Genomic DNA, 18,680 nt, shown 5'->3' with positions numbered 1-18,680 from the left:
TCGGCCTACTGCGCGACGTCCTTGGTCGTGAAGTTCGCCCAGGCCGCGAGCATGAGGATCACGACGTAGGCGGCCTGCACGATCAGGCCGGCCCGGATGTCGCGCAGGAAGATCGGGTCGCGGAAGAAGTCGATCCAGGCCAGCCAGTACCGCGTGGGCAGGTACGGGGTGACCGAGGCGGCCGCGTCCAGCGTCACGAGCACCTGCGAGGAGATCAGCGCGGCGAGCGCCCCCAGGGTCGCCCCGAGGGAGGAGGCGGTCACGGTGGAGAGGAACAGCGCGATCGCCCCGACGCCGAGCATGGAGATCGTGATGTAGGCCATCGCCCCGAGCAGCCGCAGCGCCAGGTCGGCGGGCGAGAGCGGGTCGCCGGAGAGCGACGCGACGGAGTCGGCGGCCCGCTCCCGGGCCTCGGTGGGATCGAGTTGGCTCGACGAGCCGGTGTCGGGCCCCGCGGCCGGGGCTCCGGGCGCGGCCGGGGCCGGTCCGGCCGGGTCGGCGGCGCTGGCGGAGCCACCCGCGGACGGCGCGGTCGCCCCGGTGCCACCGCCGCCCCCGGAGGCGGAACTCGACGAGCCTCCCCCGCCCGGGCCCGAGATCTGCGGGATCGCGTTCACCACCGCGACCGGATCGCCGGCGCCGAACAGCGTCACGCCCACCACGTACGACGTGCCCGCCACGGCGGCGACCGTCGCGACCACGAAGGCGACGACCGACACGAGCTTGGCCACCAGCAGCTTCGTCCGGCCGACCGGCCGCACGAGCAGGTACCGCAGCGTCCCGGCGCCGGACTCCCCGGCCACCGTGTCGCCCGCGATCACGGCCACCGCGACGGGCAGGAAGATCGGCAGCACCAGGGCCAGCGCGGCCGCGGGGTACAGCGACCCCGACTCCAGCACCGCGGACAGGAACGCCGCCCCCTGCCCCGGCGGCGGGGCGATCCGGGTCGACGCCAGGAACACCGCGACGATCGCCGGCAGCAGGCAGAGCAGCCCGATCGTCACCCACGTGCGCGGCCGTCGGAACAGCTTGCGCAGCTCGACCACCATCATGCGCGGTCGCTCCCGGGGCCCGTGATGCGCACGACGACGTCCTCGAGGCTCACCGTCTCCGGCTCCAGCGCGTCGAGGCGCACACCGGCTCCGACGAGGTGGCGGGCGAGGCCCGCCGCTCCCGCGTCGTCGGCGGGGCTGACCACGAGCCCGCCGTCCGGCGTGCGGTCCACCAGCGCGGACCCGAGCGCCGCTGCTGCGCGCTCGACGTCGGGTGTGGTCACCACGACCCGCCCGGTGTGGCGCCGCACCGCGTCCAGCGGTTCCTCGAGCACGAGCCGTCCGCGGTCCACCACCCCGACCTGGGTGCAGAGGGCCTCGATCTCGGCCAGCAGGTGGCTGGAGAGGAAGACGGTGGTCCCCTCGTGGTTCAGCTCGATCAGCAGTTCGCGGATCTCCCGGATGCCGTGCGGGTCGAGCCCGTTGGTCGGCTCGTCGAGGATGAGCAGGTCGGGCTTGGACAGCAGCGCGCCCGCGAGCCCCAGCCGCTGGCGCATGCCGAGCGAGTAGGTGCGCACCGGTCGGCGGTCGACCCCGCCGAGTCCGACGCGCTCCATGGCCTCGCCCACCCGCCGTCGGCGACCCGCGCGGGGACCGGGGCCCGAGGCGTCCAGCAGGTCGAGGTTGGCGCGGCCCGAGAGGTGCCCGTAGGCCGCCGGGCCCTCGACCATCGCGCCGATCCGCGGGAGCACCCGGTGGACCTCACGCGGCACCTCGTGGCCCAGGACCCGGATCTCCCCGCGGGTCGCGAAGACGAGCCCGAGCAGCATCCGGACCATGGTCGTCTTGCCCGAGCCGTTCGGACCCAGGAAGCCGTAGCGGTCGCCCTCGGCCACGTGCAGGTCGACCTCGTCGACCGCGGCGCGCGAGCCGTACCGCTTGGTCAGCCCCCGGGTCTCGATGACCAGCGGGGTGTCGACCGGGGGCCCCGGGAGCGGTCGCGCCCGCTGGACGGGCACCGGCTGGCTCGGGGTGCGCACGCCCGTCGAGCGACGGGCCCCGTCGCTGCGTTCACCCAGGTTGGTCACGGTGCTCCAGAGTCGGCGGCGATGTCGGTCACGGCGCGGTCGAGGACGTCGTCGGTCACGAGCCCACCGACCGCCCACGCCCGGTTGCCCACGCGGAGCACGGCCAGGCGCAGCAGCGAGGACTCGAGGGCGCCGGCGGTCGCGTTGGCGGTGCGCCCGGTCGCGTTCTCCGGGGCGGTGACCGTGATGGTCCGGCCGGCGGACCCGGCGTCGTCGATGTTGTCGAGCAGCGAGGAGGCGATGTCGGCGGGCAGCGGGACCACGATCAGCTGCGACAACGTCGTCCCGTACTTCCCGATCGCCGCGAACCCGCGCTGCGGCGTCACCCGGTCGACGCCGTCCACCGCGGGCGGCACGGCGTCCGGGCTGCCGCGGCCGAGCACGCCGAACAGGTCCGAGGTGGGGCTGCGGGTCACCCCGACGCCGGGCGTCGGCTGGGCCACGAACACCGCCGGGTCCGGCACCTCGCGGTCGAGCTCGAGGAAGCTGGTCCCGACGACGGGTCCTCCCGCGAGCGCCCCCGCGGCGCTCTTCGTGCGCACCTCGACCGCGACCGGGAGGCCGTCGACCGGGTCGGCCCAGACGTCGAGCGCGCCCACCGTGGTGCGCGGGTCGGCGATCGTGACGCGGAACCCCGCCGCGTCCACCCCGGCGACGCGTCGGGCCGGCAGACCGGACACGGGATCGTCGGGCAGGGTCCCGGAGAGCAGCCGCCGTGCGAGCTGGGGCGGGAGCAGGTCGTCCGGGCGGGGCAGCCGCACGAGCGGGTCCCGCCGGACGTAGGTGAGCAGCTGCGCGCCGTAGTCCCACACCACCTGGCCGGTCGCCGTGGTGTAGCGGCTGCGCTCGCCGCCCGCGTAGAGCTGGTCGACCCGCACCCGGTCGGGCGCCGCGTACCAGCCGCGCAGCCGCGAGGTCCCGGACAGCAGCGTGGTGACGTCGGAGAACTGTGCGACGTCGGGCAGGTTCAGGCCGCCGGATGCCTCGGCGTACCCGGACCACGGGAGGTTCCCGGAGGCGGCGACCCGATCGCGCAGCTCCGTCGGGGACACCTGGACGGCGGGCGACACGGGCCAGGCGGCCACGACGGCGGGGATCGCCACGAGGAGCGCCGCCACCACCGCGACGACGGTCCAGCGCCGGACCCGGATCGACCGGATGGGCGGGGGCGTCCCGCCGTCGCCCCCCGGGCGCAGGCGGTCGAGGACAGCCGTCACCGAGTCTCGAGATCCGTGCCGGCGTCCGCGCTCACGTCATCGAGAGTGCCATCCGTGAGGCGCGGGCGCCGTGAGGCCTCACACCGATTCGAGATCGCGGTCCTTGCTCGCCCGGGTGCGGATGAGGCTGGCGACGGTGGTGACGGCGAGGACGCCGATGATCACGGCGAGGGAGAGCTCGATCCCGATCAGCGGCACGTCCACCGGCCGGCCGGCGTGGATGAACGGCACGGTGTTGGTGTGCAGGGCTTCGAGGACCAGTTTGACCCCGATGAACGCCAGGATCACCCCGAGCCCGTACTGCAGGTACACCAGCCGGGAGAGCAGCCCGCCGAGCAGGAAGTACAGCTGGCGCAGCCCGAGCAGGGCGAAGGCGTTGGCGGTGAAGACGATGTAGGGGTCCTTGGTGAGCCCGAAGATCGCCGGGATGGAGTCCAGGGCGAACAGCAGGTCGGTCAGCCCGATGGCGATCATCACCATCAGCATCGGGGTGATCATCCGCCGCCCCGCCTCCCGCACGGTCAGCTTCGCGTCGCGGAAGTCCTCGGTCACCGGCACGACCCGGCGCAGCCCGCGCAGCAGGACGTTCTCCCGGAACTCCTCCTCGCCGTCGTCGGAACCCTCGAAGCACACCTTCACCGCGGTGATCACCAGGAAGGCGCCGAAGAGGTAGAACACCCAGGAGAACCGTTCGATCACCGCGGCGCCGGCGAGGATGAACCCGCCGCGCATCACCAGGGCGATGAGGATCCCGACCAGCAGCACCCGGTGCTGGAACGCCTTCGGGACCTGGAACGCGGTCATGATCAGCAGGAACACGAACAGGTTGTCCACCGACAGCGAGTACTCCGTGACGTACCCCGCGATGAACGCGGTCGCCTGCGGCTGCCCGCCGAACACCAGGAGCCCGGCCGCGAAGAGGACGGCGAGCCCGACGTAGATCGCCACGCCCCGCCCGGCCTGGCGCATCGTCACCTCGGCGGGCTGACGGCCCGCCCACAGGTCGACCGCGAAGATCACGGCGAGACCGGCGATGGTCAGGGCCCACACCCAGAAGGGCTCACCCCCGGTGGCCGCGACGGGCCCCGGCACAGCAGACAGCAACACGGATTCCTCCGGTGGGAAGGTCGGCACCACACCGGAGGTCTCTCCCACGACCGGCCCGTCACGGGTCGGCGCGCCGTGCGCCCCGGACATCTTCCGGCTGTCGTGCTGACGAGGCGCTCGCAGTGGTTCCGGGGATACTCCCCTCCACGACGGACTATTCCATTGCCCTCGCCCGACGACCACGTGGGGTGTCCTTCACTTCACTCTCCGGTGGCCAACCCCGCTCCGCACGCCCACATCACCGCCGCCACCTAGGGTTCCGGAGGTGATCCGCCTGTTCGTGCTGCCCCTGGTCGTGCTGCTGGGGGTGCTCCTCGCGGCGCCGGCCCAGGCGGTGCCCGCCCAGGAGCAGACGCCGACCGGCGAGGTGCGCACGCAGGACCTCCGCATCGAGGTGCGTGACGGTCCCGCCCGCGACCAGCCGCAGTCCCTCGACGCCACCCTCTACCTGCCCGCACGGACCCCGGCGCCCGCGATGCTCCTCGCGCACGGGTTCGGGGCGGACAAGCGCTCGGTCGCCGGGGAGGCCCGGAGCCTCGCGGCCCGCGGCTACGTGGTGCTGGCGTGGTCGGCCCGCGGGTTCGGGCAGAGCACCGGGCAGATCGCGCTGAACAACCCCGACTACGAGGTCGCCGACGCGTCCCAGCTCGTGGACTGGCTCGCGCAGCGCCCCGAGGTCACGCAGGACGGGCCGGGCGACCCGCGGGTCGGGGTCATGGGCGGCTCCTACGGCGGGGCGCTCGCCCTCCTGCTCGCCGCCTACGACCGGCGGATCGACGTCACCGTCCCGATGATCACCTGGAACGACCTCGGCCAGGCCCTGTTCCCGAACGACGCAGCCACCGGAGCCCTGCCGGCCGCCACCCCCGCCGTGGGCGCGGACGCGCCGGACGGGGTGTTCAAGCGCTCGTGGGCGTCGCTGTTCTTCGGGATCGGCACGCGCAGCGGCTCCGGGCAGGCCCCCGACGTCTGCGGGCGCTTCCTCCCCGAGGTGTGTGCCGGGTACGTCGAGGCGGTGCGCACCGGGCGGGAGCCGGCGGCGCTCGCGAGCTACCTCGAGCGCTCCTCCCCCGCGTCCGTCGCGAACCGCATCCAGGCCCCGACGCTGCTGGTGCAGGGCGAGAACGACACGCTCTTCGGCCTCGACCAGGCCGACGCCAACGCGCGGGCCATCGCCTCGGGCGGCGGGACGGTGGCCGTGGCCTGGTTCAACGGTGGCCACGACGGCGGGTCCCCCGATGCGCGCACGAACGCCCGGATCTCGGCGTGGCTCGACCACTACCTGCTCGCGGACGGCGCCGGTACAGCGCCGCCCACGGAGTTCACCTACGCCCTTCCCTCCGGCGTGCGCAGCCGATCGGCGCCCACGCAGCGGGTCGTCACCGCGCCCGCCTACCCGGCGACGGCACCCCGGACCGGGCTCGCGCTCACGGGAGACGAGCAGTCCGTCGTCTCGCCCGCGGGCGGGGTCCCCGGTTCGATCTCGTCGATCCCGGGTCTCGCGGCGATCGCCGGCGGGGCCACGGGTGGGTCCGGCGGCTCCGGTGACGACGAGGGTGACGACGGCGGGTCGGGCGGCGGCTCCGGTGGTGGCGGCTCCGGCGGCGGAGGTGGCGGGGCCGGTGCCCTGCTCGGGCGGCTGGCCGCCGATCTCCCTGGACAGGCGGCGACCTTCCGCACGGAACCGCTGGCCGACCGCACGATCGTCTCCGGATCCCCGCAGGTCCGGATCGCCGTCACGACGACGGGGACGACCGCCCCGGGCGCCCCGGCCCCGACGTCGGGACCCGTGCTCTTCGGCAAGGTCTACGACGTCGCGCCCGGTCAGAACGGCGCCCCGGACACCCGGACGCTGCTCGGCAACGCCGTGGCGCCCATGCGCCTGGCCCTCGCGCCGGCCGGGACGCAGACCGTGACGGTGACCCTCCCCGCCGTCGCGGCGACCGTGCAGGCCGGGCACCGCCTCGAGGTCGCGATCGCCACCACCGACCAGGGCTTCGCCTCGCCCGCCGATCCCGCCGTGTACCGGATCGCGCTGGCCGACCGGACCCTGTCCGTGCCCGAGGTCCCGGGTGAGCAGACCGGCGGGTCGAGCGTGCCGGCCGGGCCCTTGGTGGCCATCGGGGTGCTCCTGCTCGGGGTGGTCGCCGCGGTGGTGATCGGGCGCGTCGTGGCCGCGCGGCGCCGTCGTCGGGACCTCGAGCCCGGCGGCGACCTGGCGGTCGACCCGGACCTGGTCGACGTGCCGCTGGTGGTCCGCGGCCTCGCGAAGCGGTACCGCAACGGGTTCACCGCCGTGCGCGAGGTGTCGTTCCGGGTGGAGCGCGGGCAGGTGCTCGGGCTGCTCGGACCGAACGGGGCCGGCAAGACGACGACGCTGCGCATGCTCATGGGGCTGCTCCGGCCGAGCGCGGGTGAGCTGCGGGTCTTCGGCGTGCGGGTGACGCCCGGAGCGCCGGTCCTGGGGCGGATCGGCTCGTTCGTCGAGGGCCCGGGCTTCCTGCCGCACCTGTCGGGGCGCGCGAACCTGGAGCTGTACTGGGCGGCGACCGGGCGACCCATCGGCGAGGCGCGGATGGACGAGGCGCTGGAGATCGCCGGGCTGGGCACCGCGGTCGACCGGGTGGTGCGCACCTACTCGCAGGGCATGCGGCAGCGGCTCGCGATCGCGCAGGCGATGCTCGGGCTGCCCGACCTGCTCGTGCTCGACGAACCGACCAACGGCCTCGACCCGCCCCAGATCCACGCCATGCGCGAGGTGCTCAAGCAGTACGCAGGCGAGCGGCACCGCACCGTGCTCGTCTCCAGCCACCTGCTGGCCGAGGTGGAGCAGACCTGCGACCACGTCGTGGTGATGCACCGCGGCGAGGTGGTGGCGGCCGGTGAGGTCGCCGAGCTCGTGGCGGGCGGACAGGTGGCCGTGGCGGTCACCGGCGACCGGGACCGCGCGGTGATCCTGCTGCGCGACGCCGGGTACGCCGCCGAGTCCGACCCCGACCGCGAGGACGTGGTGATCGCGGAGGCCGCGACCGAGGCCGAGCGCTCCGCCGTCGTACGGCTGCTGGTCGGGGCGGGGGTCGCCGTCGTCGGGGTCGGTCCCCGGCGGCGGCTCGAGGACGCGTTCCTGGCCCTCATCGGAGAGGAGAGCCGCTGATGACCGACCGCGACGCGCAGCGCGGCGGAGCCGGCGCCCTGACCGACGGCGACGTGCGGCTGGGGCCGCGCGAGGCATCGTCGGGAAGCACCCTGCCCGTCCGGATCGAGCTGCTCCGACAGCTCCGACGGCGGCGGACCCAGATCACCCTCGGCCTGTTCGCGCTCCTGCCGGTGATCCTGTGGATCGCGTTCTCGGTCGGGAACGACTCGTCGGGGCAGGCCGGGCTCTCGCTGACCGACCTCGCCCAGACCTCCGGGCCGAACTTCGTGATCTTCGCGCTGTTCTCCTCGGCGAGCTTCCTGTTCGTGGTGGTCGTGGCCCTCTTCTTCGGGGACACGGTGGCGAGCGAGGCGTCGTGGTCGTCGCTGCGCTACCTGCTCGCCATCCCGGTCCCCCGGGTGCGGCTGCTGCGCCAGAAGGTGATCGTCGCCGGCCTGCTGTCGATCACGGTGATCGCGGTGTTGCCGCTGGTGGCCCTCGCCCTCGGCACGCTGGTCTACGGCGACGGCCCGCTGGCCTCCCCGACCGGCGAGACGCTCGCCTACGGCACCGGGGTGCTGCGGCTCGCGATCGCGGTGGTCTACATCGCGCTGCAGCTGACGTGGGTGGCGGGCGTCGCGACGCTGCTGTCGGTGGCGACGGACGCACCTCTCGGAGCGGTCGGCGGGGCCGTGCTCGTGTCGATCCTGTCGCAGATCCTCGACACCGTGGACGCGCTCGGGTCGATCCGGAACGTGCTGCCCACGCACTACGCCTTCGCGTGGACCGACCTGCTCACCGCCGACGTCGACGGCACGGAGATGGCGCGGGGCGTGCTCACCGCGCTGGTGTGGGCCACGGCCTTCGGGGCGACCGCGGTCTGGTGGTTCCGGAGCAAGGACATCACGAGCTGAGCCCGCCCCGGCCCGCGGACGCGGGCCGGGCGCCGGCACACGGCCGCCGGGCTCAGGCGCGGCGACGGAAGCCGTGGATCAGCCGCCGGGCCACCCGCGGCTCGTCGTCGGCCGCCGGTGCGGCGTCCTCCTCCGGCGTGGTCGGCGTGGGTGCAGCGTCCGGCGGGTCGGCGTCCTCCGACACCGGGGCGTCGACCGGCTCGGGCCCGTCGTTGCCGCTGCCGTCGCCGTCGGCCTCCTCGGCCGTGGGGTCGGGCGCGAAGATGACCGGGTAGGGCATCGGGGCCGGCTCCTCGGTCCTGCCGTCCTCCGGGACCGGGGAGGGCGGCGGGAGCACGACCATGACCGGGGCGAAGGAGCTGCGCCGACCCGGGTCGGCGGCCGGCACGACGGTGTCGGCCGGCGGGGCGGGTGCCAGGACCGGCCGTGCGAGCTCGTGCGTGACCGCCGCGGCGGGGCCGGCCGTCTCGGGGCCGTCGGTCGCGGGCGCATCGGGCAGGGCGATCGCGGTCTCGGTGGTCTCGGCGGTGTCGGCGCCCGGGTCCACCGCGGGGAGCGGGGCCGTGGCGATCCGCGCCGTGAGCGCGACCCGACCCTTCGGGGCGGCCGGGGCGGCCGGGGCGACCGGGGCGACCGGGGGCGCGGCCACCACCGGAGCCGGGACCGGCGGCGGGGGCACGAACGTCGGAGCGGGCTCCCCCGAGGCGACCGGCGCCTCCCGTGGCGCCGGGATACGCGGGGCGTGCGACGCACCCATCGGACCGTCCAACCCCGCGAGGGCCCCCCGCGACCAGGGCAGACTCCCCTGGGCGCGGCTGATCCGCAGGGCCACCCACACCGACTGCGGGTGCCCGGGTCCCGCCAGCACCAGGCGGGACAGGTGGATCGCGGACGGGGTGGTCGTCACGACGTCCTCGAGCTCGCGGCGCCCCGTGCGCGACGGATCCGCCGCCTCGCGGGCGCGGTCGAGCAGGGCGCCCGCCGACCCGGGCGGGCCGCCCCACTCCCCCAGGACGTGCCGGCCGGAGACGTCGACCACCGCGATGTGCTCCACCCCGGGCAGACCGGTGAGCGCCTCGACGTACGGGTGGGTCGGCCCGGGCTCGTCCTCGCCCCGCGCGTCGTCCACGGTCGGTGTCGCCTGTGCAACCACGCCATACCCCGTCGCTGTCGAAGATCCCGGCCCCGAGACGGTAGGGACGCCCCCGAGAGGGCGACACCGCCGAATGGACATCGCGTCCCGAGGGCGCGGTGTGACAGCTCACGGGGAGTGATCCGGGCCGCCCTCGTCGTCGTACCGACGGGCCGGGGCCGGTGCGTCACCTTGGGCCCGTGGGGTCGACGCGGGTGGTGCGGCCGGCCCGCGAGGGTGGACCGACCCGGGGGCGATGCCTCCTGCCCGGTCCCGGGCTCGGGGCCGGGACCGGTCGACGAGGAGGGAACGATGTCCGAGCACGGACGCCACGGCGCCACCCTGACCGGGGAGTCGGACCGCGACACCACGGTCATCGGTCTGCTGGCCGACCCCGACACCCCGACCGAGGTCGCCGAGAAGGTGGCCGGTCAGCTCTCGCCCCTGCTCAGCGACTACGTCGACGGTGAGGTGGTCTGGGACGTGCGCACCATGACCCATCCGGTCACCGCCTCGGTCCAGGACCCCGAGCAGGTCCTCGACGCGGTGGCCGACCACGCCGCGGAGGCCGGCTGGGACATGGGGGTCTACCTGACCGACCTGCCGATCCAGCACGGGAGCCGCCCGATCCTGGCCGACATCGACCACGACCGGAACGTGGCCGGACTGTCCCTGCCCGGGTTCGGGGCCGTCCGGCAGCACGAGAAGGTCCGCAACGCCGTCGTCCGCCTGGTCGCCGACCTGGCCGGGGTCGCCGACGCGGGGCTCGACCAGGAGGAGCACCACCCGGGCCGTCTCGGGCGGGCACTCGGCCGACGTCTGGGTCGGATTCGCGCCGTCGAGGGCGACGAGGGTCGACACACCCGGCGTTACGTGACGAGCCCCGGGTACGGCCGGGTCCGTCTGCTGCTCGGGATGGTGCGCACCAACGAGCCGTGGAAACTCGTGCTGGGGATGCGCACGGCCCTGGCCGCCGTCGTCGGCACGAGCGCCTATCTGACCATCAACTCGACCATCTGGTTGCTCTCGACCCGTCTCGGTGCCCCCAAGCTGGCCCTGACCATGGTGGTCGCGGTGGCGCTGATGGTGGTGTGGATCATCGGCGCCCACAGCCTGTGGGAGCGTGCCCAGGACGCGGAGGAACGCGAGGAGGTCTGGCTCTTCAACGTGTCGACGGTGCTGACCCTGTCCATCGGTGTGCTGGTGATGACGGCGGCGGTGTACGTGCTCACCCTGCTCGGATCACTGTTCTTCCTCGAGCCGTCCGTCTTCGCCCAGTCCCTGGGACGACCTCCGACGTGGGGTGACCACCTCCTGCTGTCCTGGCTGGCCACCGGCCTGGCGACGGTGGCCGGCGCCCTCGGCTCCGGCCTCGACAGCGAGGAGGCCGTGCGCCGCGCCGCCTACGGGTACCGCGAGCGCCAGCGTCGCGACGAGGTCGGCGAGGAGCAGGAGAGCGGGCAGGGCACCGGGAACGACGACGGGGACCGGGGGGACCGGTCCTCGTCGTCGTCCTGAGCACCGCCGGGCCTACCCGCCGCCGCGACGCGTCGCGGCGGCGAGCGCCCGGGCCCGCTCCCGGTCGCGCTGCTCGTCCTGCAGCTTCACGTACCCGTCGTCGTCGCCCCCGACGGGCTTCGCGGCGCCCTCGAGCGCCTCACCCACGAACCGGATCGGGACCGGGAGCCGTCGGTGCGTGAGCATCACGAGGAACGGGGCCGCGGCGATGAACGCGGCCAGGGGTGGATCGACCAGTCCCAGCGCCAGGGCGCCGCCGACACCGCCGAAGTAGCCGAGCGAGCGCGGGACGTCGACGAGGACCGGACCCACCCGGATCTCGAGGATCGCTGAATCGTCCGACACGGGCACCTCCTCAGGGGGTGAGCACGACCTTCTCGCAGCCGTCCGCCTTCTCGACGAAGGTGCGGTAGCCCTCCGGTGCCCGATCCAGCGGCAACCGGTGGCTGATCACGAACGAGGGGTCGATGTCGCCGTTGCGGATGTGCTCGAGCAGCTTCGGCATGTAGCGGTGCACGTGACACTGACCGGCGCGCATCGTCAGGTAGCGGTTCATGAACGACCCCATCGGGAACTTGTCGACCACGCCGCCGTAGACACCGATGACGGACACGATGCCGCCGTTCGCGCAGCTCATGATCGCCTCGCGGAGCACGTGCGGGCGTTCGGTCTCCAGCCCCACCGCCTGCTTCGTGCGGTCGTAGGCGTGCAGGGCCCCGTTGGCGTGGTGGGCCTCCATGCCCACGGCGTCGATGCACTTGTCCGGCCCGCGCCCCCCGGTCATCTCCGCGAGGGCCTCCGGCACGGACACCTGCTCGTAGTCCAGCGTCTCGGCCCCGGTCTCCCGCGCCAGCTGCAGCCGGTGGTCGACGCGGTCGACCGCGATCACCCGGTCGGCGCCGCGGAGGAAGCAGCTCGCGATCGCGAACTGACCCACGGGACCGCAGCCCCACACCGCGACGACGTCACCGGGGCCGACCTCGGCCATGTCGGCGCCCATGTACCCCGTCGGGAAGATGTCCGAGAGGAACAGGACCTTCTCGTCGGGGAGATCGGACTCCACCTTGAGCGCCCCGAAGTCGGCGAACGGCACCCGGGCGTACTCCGCCTGGCCACCGGGGTAGCCGCCGAGCATGTGGGAGTAGCCGAAGAGCGCGGCCGGCGAGTGCCCCATCAGCTTCTCCGCGATCCCGGCGTTGGGATTGGAGTTCTCGCACAGCGACGTCAGGCCGCGTTCACAGGCCCCACAGACGCCGCAGGCGATGGGGAAGGGCACGACCACCCGGTCGCCGACGGAGAGGTTGTCCACCCCGGGGCCGGTCTCGACGATCTCGCCCATGAACTCGTGCCCGAGGACGTCGCCCTCGCGCATCGTCGGGATGAAGCCGTTGTAGAGGTGCAGGTCGGACCCGCAGATGGCCGTCGAGGTGATCTTCACGATGGCGTCGCGCCGGTTGAGGATCGTCGGGTCCGGGACGTCCCGGACCTCCACCGACTGTTTGCCGGTCCAGCAGTTGGCTCGCATGCTCGTCTCCTTCCGCCTCAGGCGACCGGCTGGGCCGGTCGCTGGGCGAGTTGCTGACGGGTGGACTGACCGGACGGGCTGCCCTCGGAGCGGACGACCTCGCCGATCTCCAGGACCTGCTTGAAGCGCCGGAGGTCGTCGCGCAGCTGCTGGTTCGGCTCCTCCCCCAGCAGCTTCGCCACGGCGGCTCCCGTGCTCCCGCCGGGCGGGCGGTACCGCAGGTCGACGACGATCTCGGTGCCCCGACCGCCGGCGGCGTCGCGGAACCGCACCGTGCCCGCGTTCTCCACGTCGGCGCCGGCGACGGAGCGCCAGGAGATCTCCTCGTCCTCGCGGTCCGTCGTCATCTCGGCGTCCCAGCGGACCGTCGTGCCGGCCGGGCCCGAGGCCTCCCAGTGCGATCGTCCCGACGTGTCCTCCCGCACCGTGCGGAGGTGCGCCATGAACTCCGGCAGGTGCTCGAGGTCCCGCCAGTGGCGGTACGCCTCGCCCCTCGACCGGTTCACGGTGATCGCGGCGGTCGCACCGCACTCGCCGTCGTCCCCCTCCTGCGACAGTCGGCGGGCCGCCACGACGTCCGTGGCGGTCACCCCCGCGAGCGCGGCGAGGGTCAGTCCGAGCCGGGTCGGCGAGGCCCCGGACCGGGCCGCGCCGGTCAGCACCGTGGCGATGTCGAGCACGTCGCCGGCGATCCGGGTCCGTACCCAGGTGGCCTTCCTCCGCCCGCCGAGGATGCCGGCCCCGTGCACCAGCTCCCGGACGCCGTAGAGCACGGTCGTCGCGCGGCTCGTGGGGCCGGCGTCCCGGACCCCCGCCAGCCGGGCGATCACCCCCGGGGCGGTGATCTCCGCGGTGCCGAGCGCCAGGCTGAACACGCCCAGACCCTGCACCAGACCCGCCGCCCCGTCCCGGCGGGCGGGCCGGCCGATTCGTCCCGTCGTCGTCATGCCGTCCTCCTCTGCTCCAGCACTGCGAGGTGGTGGTATCCCGTCACGACGCGTCTCCGGCCGCCGGGCGCGAATCTCGTCCGACGGGGCCGACGGGGCCGGGACGGATGCGGTCCGGCGGGTCGAGGCGGGACCCCCGGTCGTCCGTCCGGGGGAACGACGGGTCGGGACTTTCGACCGCACAGACCGATGCCCGGTGGGTCCGGTCCGGGACACCGTGACGGGGCAGGGTCAATCACCGCGGACGAGGAGTGACAACACCGATGACGGACGTGATGCGAGCGACGTGGCCGGCGGCGGACGAGGACGAGGAGGCGGCGGACCTGCTGCTCGCCGCCCTCCGGAGGTCCGCGTACGGCGTCGCCGGGAGCGATCGGACCGCGGACGCGCTGACGCGGATCGCGGAGGGAGCGGCGGCCGTCATCCCCGGTGTCCTCGACGCGGGTGTCACCGTCCGGGGTTCCGGCGGGCTCACCTGTGCGGTGCACACGACCGAGACGGCGGCGGCGGTCGACCGGGCCGCGATCCGGCTGGCGGAGGGTCCGTGCATCGACGCCGTCGCGGGCGCCGACACCGTGGTCCTCCCCGACGCCGCCGCGGAGACGCGGTGGCCCCGGTTCGTCCGGGAGGCGGTCCGCCACGGCGTCCGGGCGAGCCTGTCGGTGCCGTTCTGCAGCACGTGGCCCGTGGGCGCCCTGAACCTCCACGTGACGCGCCACGCCCTCCGCGACGACGCGCTCCGGCGCCGGATCCGCCGCGAGGCCCGCATCTTCGCCGTCCACGCCTCGATCGCCCTCGCCGGCGCCCACCGTGTGGAGCACCTGGAGCGTGCGCTGGAACGACGCGACGTGATCGGGCAGGCGAAGGGCATCCTGATGATGCAGCACGGCATCGACGCGGACGAGGCGTTCACGCGACTGCGACGCGCGTCCCAGCACACCAACGTCAAGCTCTACGACGTCGCCGCCTGGCTCTGCACCCGGGGCACTCCTGCGGAGCGGCCCGACGCTTGACCCCGAGACCCCGTTCGGGTTTCGTGTCGTAATGACGGACACGCAGCGTAGCGACGCCAATCCCATCGGCGACAATCGGGTGGAGGACGACGGAGAGGACCAGAGCGAGGAGGACGTCCGACGGGAGGTCGAGGCCGCCCTGGCCCGCGAGTACCGCTTCCAGGAGCAGCTCAGTCGCGCCCTGACGGCGGATGTCCCCGAGCAGGGCATCGCCGAGGTCCTCCACGACCACCTCGACCTCGACGTCGCCGTGGAGGACCCCTTCGGCCGCCTCCTCGCCCGGGCCGACGGCGACGCCACCCACCCGCGCCTGACGCGCAGCCAGCGCGACCACCTCGTGGACGCGGCGCGACGGGTCGCGGGTCCGCTCCGGGTGAAGGACCTGCTCGTCAGTGTGGCGGCCTCCCACGGCACCCTCCTCGGCCTGCTCGTCGTCCACGACCCGGACCGCACGCTCGAGCCCGCGCACAAGAAGGCCCCCGAGCTCGATGCCCAGCCCGGGAGCCCCCGGGCCGGAGCACTGCACGCGATCGGCCTGGCGACGGGAGCCCTGACCCTGCACCTGCTGCACCGTCGCAACCTGGCGCGGACGGAGCTCCGGCTCCGGCACGACCTCGTGGAGACGGTGCTGCTCGAGTGCGAGCAGGACGACCTGGAGGCCGAGGTCGAGCGTCGGGTCGGCCGGGCGTCCGCGCTCGACCACGACCTGACCGGTCCGCACCGCGTGCTCGCGCTCCGACCCCGCCACGGTCGCTGGCCGGACGGCTCCGCCGTCGGCGACCTCATGGAACACGCCGCACGCATCCTGGACATGGCGTTCCTCGGCACCCTGCGGGGACAGACCGCCATCCTCGTGTGCCGGCCCCCCGCCGCATGGCTCGACGACAGCGGCACGGCGATCGCCCCCTGGGCCCACCGACCGACGACCGGGAGCCCGGGTGCCGGGCGGACCGGGTCGGACGAGCCACGGTCCGGCCCGGCCTGGCAGGTCCTGCACGACGCCTTCACCGAGGTGCTGCAGGACGCTCCCGCCATCGGCGTCGGCAGCTTCGTGGACCGGCCGGAACACCTCCCCCGCTCCTACCGCGAGGCGATGCAGGCGCTCACCGTCCGCTCCCGCCAGACGGACACCCGAGGGCTGATCACCTTCGAGGACCTCGGCCTCTACCGCCTCCTGGCCACGCCCGAGGGACGCCGGGGGGCGGGCGCGTTCGTCGAGGACTGGCTGGGCAGCCTGCTCGCCTACGACGCCGAACGCCAGGCCGACCTGGTCCACACCCTGGGCATCTACCTCGACCAGGGCGGCAACTACGACGCCGCCGCCGCGGCGCTGCACATCCACCGCTCCACCCTGCGCTACCGCCTGCAGCGCATCCGCGAGCTCTCCGGCCACGACCTCGCGGACACCGACACCCGGCTCAACCTGCACGTCGCCGTCCGCGCCGCGGTCGTCGCCGAGCCCGCCGTCCTCCCTGGGCGGGGCCCTCTCGTCCCGTGAGTGCCGGGTCGGCCGCCACACCCCGCTCGACCCGCCGGGCGGGGGTCCACCGCACGGATGTGCTCTGCCGAGTCGATGTCCCGGCCGCCACGCCCCGGCACCGTGGTGACCCGGGCCGGAGCGGTCCGGAGCGGAGGAGGTACGGGTGACCACACGGACGGACGGTCGGGCGGACACGGCAGCCGCAGGGAACGTGATCGACACGGCGCCACGACGATCCGGCCCCGCGGCGGGACGCCGGTCCCCCACAGTGGGCGCACTCCCGCGGACCGACCGCGAGGGCGACGGCGCCGCCCTCCGCGTCGCCGTCGTCGCGCCGCCCTGGCTGGAGCTGCCGCCCGACGCCTACGGCGGCGTGGAGTCGATGTGCAGTGACCTCGTGGACGCCCTGGTCGACCGCGGCGTCGCCGTCACCCTGCTGGCCCCCGGACGACACGGGACGGCCGCGGCGTTCCGTCCGACCGGACCGACCGCCGACCCCCGGCTCATGGGCCAGGCGCTTCCCGAGGTGGTGCACGCGGCACAGCTCCCCGAGCTGCTGATGGACCTCTGCGTCGACGTGGTGCACGACAACACGCTCGCGGGCCCGCTGGTCGCCGGGTCGCACGGACTCCCCACCGTGGTCACCGCGCACGGCCCGGTGCAGGGCGACCTGGGCTCGTACTACCGGACGCTGTCGCGGCGCGCGTCCCTGGTCGCGCTCTCGGACGCCCAGCGGGCGCACCTGCCGTCGGCGCGGTGGGCGGCGACGGTGCCCAACGGGGTCCGCCCCGAGCGGTTCCCGTTCCGCGCGACCAAGGACGGCTACGCCCTCTTCCTGGGCCGCATGAGCCCGGACAAGGGCCCGGTGTGGGCCATCGACGCCGCTCGCGCCGCGGGCCTCCCCCTGGTGCTGGCGGCCAAGTGCCGTGAGGACGCCGAGAAGGCGTACTTCGAGGACAACGTGGAGCCGCTCCTCGGCGGGGCGGTGGAGTGGATCGGCGAGGTCGGTGGTCAGCAGAAGCACGACCTCCTCGCCGGCGCCCGCTGCCTGCTGTTCCCGATCGACTGGGAGGAGCCCTTCGGGATGGTGATGATCGAGGCCATGGCGTGCGGGACCCCCGTCGTCGCCCTGCGGCGCGGCGCGGTCCCCGAGGTCGTCGACCACGGTCGGACGGGCTGGGTGTGCGACCGGCCCGCGGAGCTGCCTGCAGCACTCCTCCGTGCGGCCGAGATCGACCCGCGTGCCTGCCGCGCCGCCGTCGAGGACCGGTTCTCCGCCGCGGCGCTCGCCGCCGGCTACGAACGGGTGTACCGCCAGGTGGCCGCCTCCGGGGGTCCCCCGGCGGCGGCGCGGCCCGCGTCCTGAGCGGGCAGGGGCCTAGCTGGACGGCGCCCGCTCCGAGCCGAGGGTCACCGGGACCCCGCGGGGCGGGCCGCCCGGCGACTGCACGGTCAGCGTCACCCGTGCGCCCGGGTCCTCCGCCCGCACGGCGGCGACGAGCGAGTCGCCGTCGTCGATCAGGCGGTCGTCCAGCTTCGTGACCACGTCGCCCGGCCGCAGGCCGGCGGTCGCGGCCGGGCCGCCCGGGGTGACGGAGCCGATGGTGGCCCCGTTCCCCGTGGCGCCCTGCTGCCGGTCGGACGCCACGCCGACCCCGAGGACCGCCTGGGTGGCGAAGCCCTGCCGCGCGAGCTGGTCACCGATCCGCTTCGCCTGGTCGATCGGGATCGCGAACCCGAGGCCGATCGAGCCGGACTGCTGCTGACCGCCCGCCCCGCCGGACGAGGAACCGAGCGACGCGATCGCCGAGGTGATCCCGACGAGGCGGCCGTCCATGTCGACGAGGGCGCCCCCGGAGTTGCCGGGGTTGATCGCGGCGTCGGTCTGGACGGCGTCGATGACGGTGGCCTGGCCGCTCTGCGCACCACCGGTCGCGACCGGCCGGTGCAGTGCGGACACGATGCCCGAGGTCACCGTGCCGGACAGACCGAGCGGGGACCCGACGGCGACGACGCCCTGGCCGACCCGGAGCCGGCTCGGGTCGCCGAGAGCGATCGGCGCGAGGCCGGACAGTCCGGCTGCACGCACGATCGCGAGATCCGCGGTCGCGTCGGTGCCGACCACCTGCACCGGGGCGCGCCGTCCGTCCTGGAGGACCACCTGCAGCTGCGGCGGCGCCTCCGGCGGCCCGCCGCCTCCCTCACCGGGTGCCGGGGTCCGGGCCCGGCCGGCCTCGAGCACGTGGGCGTTGGTGAGGATGAGCCCGTCCGCGGACATGATGACGCCGGAGCCCTCGCCGGATGCGCCGCGCAGCTGCACGACGCTCGGCAGCACCTCCTGGGCCACGGCCTCGACCGATCCGGTCGGCGCCGCCGCGACGCCCGGGGACGGTGCGGGGCTCGCGGTGTCCGAGACCACCGAGCTGGTCGCGCCGGCGCTGCCGGAGCTCGTGGTCCCGCAGCCGACGGCCCCACCCGCGACGAGCAACGCGGCCACCGCCGCAGGCACGAGCACGAGGGGGCGACGACGCCGCCCGGGGTCGGAGGCGGGTCCGTAGGGCCTCCCGGCCTCGACGTCGGGGTGCTGGTCGGTCATGGGTCCTCCTTCGGA

The 18,680-nt window shown here is 74.6% G+C and carries 15 protein-coding genes; 6 read left to right on the top strand and 9 right to left on the bottom strand.

Annotated features, from left to right (window positions below; genetic code table 11):
- Positions 1 to 5: 5 nt before the first annotated feature.
- From BJ983_RS06990 to BJ983_RS06975, 4 genes are all read right to left on the bottom strand, one after another.
- Complete coding sequence (locus BJ983_RS06990) at positions 6 to 1,052, bottom strand: ABC transporter permease (protein WP_179793158.1); 1,047 nt, start codon at positions 1,050 to 1,052, stop codon at positions 6 to 8.
- Positions 1,049 to 2,080 (bottom strand): ABC transporter ATP-binding protein, encoded by a 1,032-nt coding sequence (locus BJ983_RS06985; RefSeq protein WP_343053830.1) that lies wholly within the window; start codon positions 2,078 to 2,080, stop codon positions 1,049 to 1,051. Before BJ983_RS06985 ends, BJ983_RS06990 begins: the two co-directional genes overlap by 4 nt.
- Positions 2,077 to 3,297, bottom strand: coding sequence for a hypothetical protein (locus tag BJ983_RS06980; protein ID WP_179793157.1), 1,221 nt, complete (start codon positions 3,295 to 3,297; stop codon positions 2,077 to 2,079). The genes BJ983_RS06985 and BJ983_RS06980 overlap by 4 nt, the downstream gene beginning before the upstream one ends.
- Before the next feature lie 78 nt (positions 3,298 to 3,375).
- Positions 3,376 to 4,404 (bottom strand): TerC family protein, encoded by a 1,029-nt coding sequence (locus BJ983_RS06975; RefSeq protein ID WP_343053828.1) that lies wholly within the window; start codon positions 4,402 to 4,404, stop codon positions 3,376 to 3,378.
- A gap of 265 nt (positions 4,405 to 4,669) precedes the next feature.
- Between BJ983_RS06975 and BJ983_RS06970 the strand changes: the two genes are divergently transcribed.
- Complete coding sequence (locus tag BJ983_RS06970; protein ID WP_179793155.1) at positions 4,670 to 7,558, top strand: alpha/beta fold hydrolase; 2,889 nt, start codon at positions 4,670 to 4,672, stop codon at positions 7,556 to 7,558.
- Complete coding sequence (locus tag BJ983_RS06965) at positions 7,558 to 8,454, top strand: ABC transporter permease (RefSeq protein WP_179793154.1); 897 nt, start codon at positions 7,558 to 7,560, stop codon at positions 8,452 to 8,454. The genes BJ983_RS06970 and BJ983_RS06965 overlap by 1 nt, the downstream gene beginning before the upstream one ends.
- Positions 8,455 to 8,506: 52 nt before the next feature.
- Here BJ983_RS06965 and BJ983_RS06960 read toward each other — a convergent pair whose 3' ends face one another.
- Positions 8,507 to 9,583 carry a hypothetical protein gene (locus BJ983_RS06960; protein ID WP_179793153.1) on the bottom strand — a complete coding sequence of 359 codons (1,077 nt, stop codon included), beginning with the start codon at positions 9,581 to 9,583 and terminating at the stop codon, positions 8,507 to 8,509.
- Between the two features lie 315 nt (positions 9,584 to 9,898).
- On the opposite strand from BJ983_RS06960, the gene BJ983_RS06955 reads away from it, so the two are divergent.
- A complete protein-coding gene (locus tag BJ983_RS06955) occupies positions 9,899 to 11,104 on the top strand; it encodes a hypothetical protein (protein ID WP_179793152.1) in 1,206 nt (401 codons plus the stop codon).
- Between the two features lie 12 nt (positions 11,105 to 11,116).
- On the opposite strand, the gene BJ983_RS06950 is transcribed toward BJ983_RS06955, so the two are convergent.
- The 3 genes from BJ983_RS06950 to BJ983_RS06940 are packed head-to-tail and all read right to left on the bottom strand — an operon-like array spanning position 11,117 to position 13,576.
- On the bottom strand, positions 11,117 to 11,449 hold the full coding sequence (locus BJ983_RS06950; protein ID WP_179793151.1) for a hypothetical protein: 333 nt from the start codon (positions 11,447 to 11,449) through the stop codon (positions 11,117 to 11,119).
- 10 nt (positions 11,450 to 11,459) lie between these two features.
- The gene (locus tag BJ983_RS06945; RefSeq protein WP_179793150.1) at positions 11,460 to 12,629 is read right to left on the bottom strand and encodes a zinc-dependent alcohol dehydrogenase; all 1,170 of its coding nucleotides are present in this window, start codon (positions 12,627 to 12,629) and stop codon (positions 11,460 to 11,462) included.
- 17 nt (positions 12,630 to 12,646) lie between these two features.
- Positions 12,647 to 13,576, bottom strand: coding sequence for an SRPBCC family protein (locus BJ983_RS06940; RefSeq protein WP_179793149.1), 930 nt, complete (start codon positions 13,574 to 13,576; stop codon positions 12,647 to 12,649).
- 263 nt (positions 13,577 to 13,839) lie between these two features.
- Here BJ983_RS06940 and BJ983_RS06935 point away from each other — a divergent pair, with 263 nt between their 5' ends.
- The 3 genes from BJ983_RS06935 (at position 13,840) to BJ983_RS06925 (ending at position 17,435) form a co-directional block, all read left to right on the top strand.
- Positions 13,840 to 14,589 (top strand): GAF and ANTAR domain-containing protein, encoded by a 750-nt coding sequence (locus tag BJ983_RS06935; protein WP_179793148.1) that lies wholly within the window; start codon positions 13,840 to 13,842, stop codon positions 14,587 to 14,589.
- Between the two features lie 79 nt (positions 14,590 to 14,668).
- Positions 14,669 to 16,087, top strand: coding sequence for a PucR family transcriptional regulator (locus tag BJ983_RS06930; RefSeq protein ID WP_343053827.1), 1,419 nt, complete (start codon positions 14,669 to 14,671; stop codon positions 16,085 to 16,087).
- 250 nt (positions 16,088 to 16,337) lie between these two features.
- Positions 16,338 to 17,435 carry a glycosyltransferase family 4 protein gene (locus tag BJ983_RS06925; protein ID WP_343053826.1) on the top strand — a complete coding sequence of 366 codons (1,098 nt, stop codon included), beginning with the start codon at positions 16,338 to 16,340 and terminating at the stop codon, positions 17,433 to 17,435.
- Positions 17,436 to 17,447: 12 nt separating this feature from the next.
- Here the strand turns inward: BJ983_RS06925 and BJ983_RS06920 are convergent, their stop codons facing one another.
- Complete coding sequence (locus BJ983_RS06920) at positions 17,448 to 18,665, bottom strand: S1C family serine protease (protein WP_218890141.1); 1,218 nt, start codon at positions 18,663 to 18,665, stop codon at positions 17,448 to 17,450.
- Positions 18,666 to 18,680: the final 15 nt, after the last annotated feature.

This window comes from Actinomycetospora corticicola (genome assembly GCF_013409505.1).
Classification (GTDB): Bacteria; Actinomycetota; Actinomycetes; order Mycobacteriales; family Pseudonocardiaceae; genus Actinomycetospora; species Actinomycetospora corticicola.
This window is presented reverse-complemented; position numbering and strand designations above follow the sequence as displayed.